The sequence below is a fragment of the Acidovorax sp. JHL-3 genome (genome assembly GCF_000526295.1).
In the GTDB taxonomy this organism is placed as follows: Bacteria; Pseudomonadota; Gammaproteobacteria; order Burkholderiales; family Burkholderiaceae_C; genus Acidovorax; species Acidovorax defluvii.
In genome coordinates, this window is the sequence record NZ_JAFU01000001.1 from 526,501 (window position 1) to 532,500 (window position 6,000).

Sequence of the window (6,000 nt, forward strand, 5' to 3'; positions counted from 1 at the left end):
AGGAGTCCCCCCATGCCGACCTACCGCGTCGAAATGATTGAAGGCCGCACGGTCGAACAGAAGAAAAAACTTGTCGAAGAAATCACCCGCGTGTCGGTCGAGGTGCTAGGAGGTACGCCCGAGATGGTGGACATCCTCATCGCCGATGTGAAGCGCGAAAACTGGGCCACCGGCGGCAAGCTCTGGACCGAACGTTCCTGAGCGCGGCACCATGACACAGCCGCCCGGCTCGATCGCCGTGCTGCGCGAGCGCTACGGCGAACGTTACCGCTGGCTGCTGCTGCTTTCCGTCATGGTGGGCACCATGGCGTCCATCATGTCGTCCACGATCGTCAACGTGGCGATCCCGGACATGAGCCATTACTTCATGCTCGGCCAGGAACGTGCCCAGTGGGTCACGTCGGGCTTCATGGTGGCTACCACCGTGTCAATGCTGACCACGCCGTGGCTGCTCTCACGCTATGGCTACCGCGCCACCTATGTGGGTGCCATGGTTCTGCTGCTGGCAGGGGGCATCGCGGGTGGGCTCTCCGGGCATTTCGGTCTGGTGCTGGCCGCACGTGTCGCCGAGGGTCTGGCGGCCGGGGTGGTGCAGCCCATTCCCGCCGTGATCATTTTGTATGCGTTCAAACCCCACGAACAGGGACGCGCCAGCGGCATTTTCGGGATGGGGGTGGTGCTGGCTCCCGCTATCGGACCCAGCGTGGGCGGGCTGCTGGTCGACTGGTTTGGCTGGCGATCCATCTTCTTCATGGTCGTGCCGTTTTGCCTTGCATCGATTGCCCTGGCCTATAAGTTCGTACCCACTACCGCACCCGGTGGCGTGCCTGCGGATCGCCGGGGTGAGCCACTGGACTGGCGCGGCTTGATGCTGGGCACGCTGGGTACGCTGTGCCTGCTGAACGGCCTGGTGGCAATGCACAGCGGGCCCTACGCCCAGGCCGCCCTTTTGATGAGTGGCGCAATTCTGTTTTTTGTGCTGTTTCTTTGGTGGCAGCGTCGCGTATCAAGGCGCGGCCTCCAGCCGCTCATGGACCTGCGCGTCTTTAGCTACCGACAATTCGCCATGGGCAGCGTGGTGGCCTTCATCTACGGCACCGCACTGTTCGGTTCCACCTATCTGCTGCCAGTCTTCATGCAACTGGGGTTGCAGCTGTCGGCCTCCCACGTAGGCACCATCATGCTGCCTTCCGGGATCGTGCTTGCGATGACCATTCCTTTGGTCGGCCGACTGGCTGACCGGGTTCCCACCCACTGGCTGGTCAGCACAGGCCTGGCGCTGCTGGGCGCTTCGTTTGCACTGATGATGCTGGTGGGCCTGCAGTCGGCACTTTGGATGCTGGTGCTGTTTGCCGTGCTGGGCCGTATCGGCCTGGGCTTTATCCTGCCTTCACTCAACCTGGGCGCCATGCGCCCCCTGGACAAAACACTCATATCCCAGGGATCCAGTGTCATTGGCTTTGTGCGCATGCTGGGGGGCGCTGCGGGCGTGAGCCTTTGCGGAATCGTGCTGGAATGGCGTTTGGGCGTGCATGGCGATTCCTTGGCGACCGCCGCCACCAGCGCCGCACGCATCGCAGCATTTGGCGAAACCTTTCTGATGCTGGCAGGGCTCTGCCTGCTCGCCCTCATTGCTGCCTGGCAGTTGCGGGGTGCACCTGCACAGACCGACGCACCGTAGCGCCAATTTCTTCAGTCTCCACACCAACGGATTTATTTATGTGCCAGCTGCTTGGTATGAACAGCAATACCCCCACGGACATTACGTTCAGCTTTCGGGGGTTTGCCCAACGGGGCGGCAACACCGCCGATCACGCCGATGGATGGGGCATCGCTTTCTTTGAAGACCGCGGTTTGCGCCACTTCGTGGACCATCAACCCGCGGCGAACTCGCCGATTGCCGAGCTGATCCGGGGCTATCCCATCAAGAGCTTTAATGTGATTGCCCATATCCGCAAGGCCACGCAAGGCCCTGTGAGCCTGCAAAACTGCCACCCTTTCGTGCGCGAACTTTGGGGACGCTACTGGGTTTTTGCACACAACGGCGATCTGAAAGAATTTCGCCCCAGATTGCATGCGCATTTTCACCCGGTAGGCACTACTGACAGCGAGCACGCATTTTGTTGGCTCCTGCAAGAACTTGCAAAATCGCATGCCGGAATGCCCAGCATTGAAGAACTCACACACACGCTGCGCGAACTTGCTCCACACATTGCAAAGCATGGAACGTTCAATTTCTTACTGTCCAATGGGGAAGCACTGTGGGCCCACGCTTCAACCCACCTTTATCACCTCGAACGCCGGCATCCTTTTGCTGTAGCCCAACTGTCCGATGAAGACCTCTGCATTGATTTTGCGCCACTCACCACCCCCTCAGACAGGGTGCAATTGGTGGCAACAGATCCACTGACGACCAACGAGGGCTGGAAAGCGTTCGGAGCGGGTGAGCTGAAGGTATTTGTGCACGGCACCGAGGCAGACATGGGGCAGGCTACCTAGCGCCTTCTGGCTGCGCGCATACAGGGCCACGGCCCGAGCATATGCGTGCGGGCAACCTTGCCGCCAAGCCCCCTCTGCTCTGTCCCTTCACTTGCCCCGAATTCTGTTGCCCTGAATTCTGGACGGCTTGGCGCCCTGGCGACCTTAAGCCCCCGCAGTCGAGCTCTGGGCTGTCTTGGCCGATAAGGTGCAAAGCAGACTCACCGGATGCAACGTTTGCCGGCTGGCTTGGCAGGCATTGAGTTTGGTGTGCAGTGTTTTGGCAATTCCAAAGCAGAAACGCCCCCTTCTGATCACAGAGGGGGGCGTTGCTGGGCTGTAAGAGCCTGACGATGACCTACTTTCACACGGGAACCCGCACTATCATCGGCGCAAAGTCGTTTCACTGTCCTGTTCGGGATGGGAAGGAGTGGTACCAACTTGCTATGGTCATCAGGCATAACTGAGTGCTGAGCTGTTACTGGAACAGCTCGGCGAATTCATAGAGTTTGGAATCAGATTGTGTGTTTTTTTGAATGCGTCAACTTGGCATAACAATCTTTGAAGAGAATGTCTGACACATCTTTGGGGGATGTGAAGACAGGCTGTCAAAGTTATAGGGTCAAGCCGCACGAGCAATTAGTATCAGTTAGCTTAACGCATTACTGCGCTTCCACACCTGACCTATCAACGTCCTGGTCTTGAACGACTCTTTAGGGGGCTCAAGGCCCCGGCAGATCTCATCTTGAAACGAGTTTCCCGCTTAGATGCTTTCAGCGGTTATCTCTTCCACACTTAGCTACTCGGCAATGCCACTGGCGTGACAACCGATACACCAGAGGTGTGTCCACTCCGGTCCTCTCGTACTAGGAGCAGGCTTCCTCAAATCTGCAGCGCCCACGGAAGATAGGGACCAAACTGTCTCACGACGTTTTAAACCCAGCTCACGTACCTCTTTAAATGGCGAACAGCCATACCCTTGGGACCGGCTACAGCCCCAGGATGAGATGAGCCGACATCGAGGTGCCAAACACCGCCGTCGATATGAACTCTTGGGCGGTATCAGCCTGTTATCCCCAGAGTACCTTTTATCCGTTGAGCGATGGCCCTTCCATACAGAACCACCGGATCACTATGTCCTGCTTTCGCATCTGCTCGACTTGTCAGTCTCGCAGTTAAGCACGCTTATGCCATTGCACTATCGTCACGATGTCCGACCGTAACTAGCGTACCTTCGAACTCCTCCGTTACGCTTTGGGAGGAGACCGCCCCAGTCAAACTGCCTACCATGCACTGTCCCCGATCCAGATAATGGACCTAGGTTAGAACCTCAAACACACCAGGGTGGTATTTCAACGTTGGCTCCATGAGATCTAGCGACCTCACTTCAAAGCCTCCCACCTATCCTACACAGATCTGTTCAAAGTCCAATACAAAGCTACAGTAAAGGTTCATGGGGTCTTTCCGTCTTTCCGCGGGGAGATTGCATCATCACAAACATTTCAACTTCGCTGAGTCTCAGGAGGAGACAGTGTGGCCATCGTTACGCCATTCGTGCAGGTCGGAACTTACCCGACAAGGAATTTCGCTACCTTAGGACCGTTATAGTTACGGCCGCCGTTTACTGGGACTTCAGTCAAGAGCTTGCACCCCATCATTTAATCTTCCAGCACCGGGCAGGCGTCACACCCTATACGTCCACTTTCGTGTTTGCAGAGTGCTGTGTTTTTATTAAACAGTCGCAGCCACCGATTTTTTGCAACCCCTTTGGGCTCGCCTTGTACAGGTTCACCTACTTGGGGCATACCTTCTCCCGAAGTTACGGTATCAATTTGCCGAGTTCCTTCTCCTGAGTTCTCTCAAGCGCCTTAGAATACTCATCTCGCGCACCAGTGTCGGTTTGCGGTACGGTCGTGTGTAGCTGAAGCTTAGTGGCTTTTCCTGGAAGCAGGGTATCACTCACTTCGGCTGCAAGCAGCCTCGTTATCACCCCTCATCTAAGCCCGGCGGATTTGCCTACCGGGCACGACTACAGGCTTGAACCAACATATCCAACAGTTGGCTGAGCTAACCTTCTCCGTCCCCACATCGCACTACACATCGGTACAGGAATATTGACCTGTTTCCCATCAGCTACGCATCTCTGCCTCGCCTTAGGGGCCGACTCACTCTACGCCGATGAACGTTGCGTAGAAAACCTTGCGCTTACGGCGAGGGGCTTTTCACCCCCTTTAACGCTACTCATGTCAGCATTCGCACTTCTGATACCTCCAGCATCCGTTACCAGACACCTTCACAGGCCTACAGAACGCTCTCCTACCACGTGCAATAAATTGCACATCCGCAGCTTCGGTAACTGGCTTAGCCCCGTTACATCTTCCGCGCAGGACGACTCGATCAGTGAGCTATTACGCTTTCTTTAAATGATGGCTGCTTCTAAGCCAACATCCTGACTGTTTTAGCCTTCCCACTTCGTTTCCCACTTAGCCAATTTTAGGGACCTTAGCTGGCGGTCTGGGTTGTTTCCCTCTTGAGTCCGGACGTTAGCACCCGGTGCTCTGTCTCCCAAGCTGTACTCGTCGGTATTCGGAGTTTGCATAGGTTTGGTAAGTCGCCATGACCCCCTAGCCTAAACAGTGCTCTACCCCCGACGGTAATACTTGAGGCACTACCTAAATAGTTTTCGGAGAGAACCAGCTATTTCCAAGTTTGTTTAGCCTTTCACCCCTATCCACAGCTCATCCCCTAGTTTTGCAACACTAGTGGGTTCGGACCTCCAGTACCTGTTACGGCACCTTCATCCTGGCCATGGATAGATCACTTGGTTTCGGGTCTACACCCAGCGACTGATTCGCCCTATTCGGACTCGATTTCTCTACGGCTTCCCTATTCGGTTAACCTTGCCACTGAATGTAAGTCGCTGACCCATTATACAAAAGGTACGCAGTCACCCCTAAGGGCTCCTACTTTTTGTAAGCATGCGGTTTCAGGATCTATTTCACTCCCCTCCCGGGGTTCTTTTCGCCTTTCCCTCACGGTACTGGTTCACTATCGGTCGATTACGAGTATTTAGCCTTGGAGGATGGTCCCCCCATATTCAGACAGGATTTCTCGTGTCCCGCCCTACTTGTCTCTACCTTAGTACCACACGTCTGTTTTCGCATACAGGGCTATCACCTGCTATGGCCGGACTTTCCATTCCGTTTTGCTAACAGTCGTGCTATCAATAGAAGGCTCTTCCGATTTCGCTCGCCACTACTTTCGGAATCTCGGTTGATGTCTTTTCCTCGAGCTACTGAGATGTTTCAGTTCACCCGGTTCGCCTCGCATGACTATGTATTCATCATGCGATACCTCTTGCGAGGTGGGTTTCCCCATTCAGAAATCTCCGGATCAAAGCTTATTTGCCAGCTCCCCGAAGCTTATCGCAGGCTATCACGTCTTTCGTCGCCTGTAATCGCCAAGGCATCCACCACATGCTCTTATTCACTTGACCCTATAACTTTGACATCTCTTTCAAGA

Annotated in this window: 3 protein-coding genes and 2 rRNA genes; 3 read left to right on the top strand and 2 right to left on the bottom strand. The window is 55.3% G+C overall.

The genetic code is table 11. From position 1 onward, the window contains the following. Positions 1–12 precede the first annotated feature (12 nt). Genes K226_RS0102390 through K226_RS0102400 form a run of 3 tightly spaced genes read left to right on the top strand, consistent with a single transcriptional unit; the run spans position 13 to position 2,499 of the window. Positions 13–201: a 4-oxalocrotonate tautomerase gene (locus tag K226_RS0102390; RefSeq protein ID WP_024813277.1), complete on the top strand. Its 189-nt coding sequence runs from the start codon at positions 13–15 to the stop codon at positions 199–201. 10 nt (positions 202–211) lie between these two features. After that, positions 212–1,681, top strand: a complete 1,470-nt coding sequence (locus K226_RS0102395; RefSeq protein WP_024813278.1) for an MFS transporter — start codon at positions 212–214, stop codon at positions 1,679–1,681. A gap of 38 nt (positions 1,682–1,719) precedes the next feature. Beyond that, positions 1,720–2,499, top strand: a complete 780-nt coding sequence (locus tag K226_RS0102400; RefSeq protein ID WP_024813279.1) for a class II glutamine amidotransferase — start codon at positions 1,720–1,722, stop codon at positions 2,497–2,499. 324 nt (positions 2,500–2,823) lie between these two features. Here K226_RS0102400 and rrf read toward each other — a convergent pair. Continuing rightward, positions 2,824–2,936 (bottom strand): 5S ribosomal RNA (gene rrf, locus K226_RS0102405). 160 nt (positions 2,937–3,096) lie between these two features. After that, a 23S ribosomal RNA gene (locus K226_RS0102410) occupies positions 3,097–5,974 on the bottom strand. Positions 5,975–6,000 lie beyond the last annotated feature (26 nt).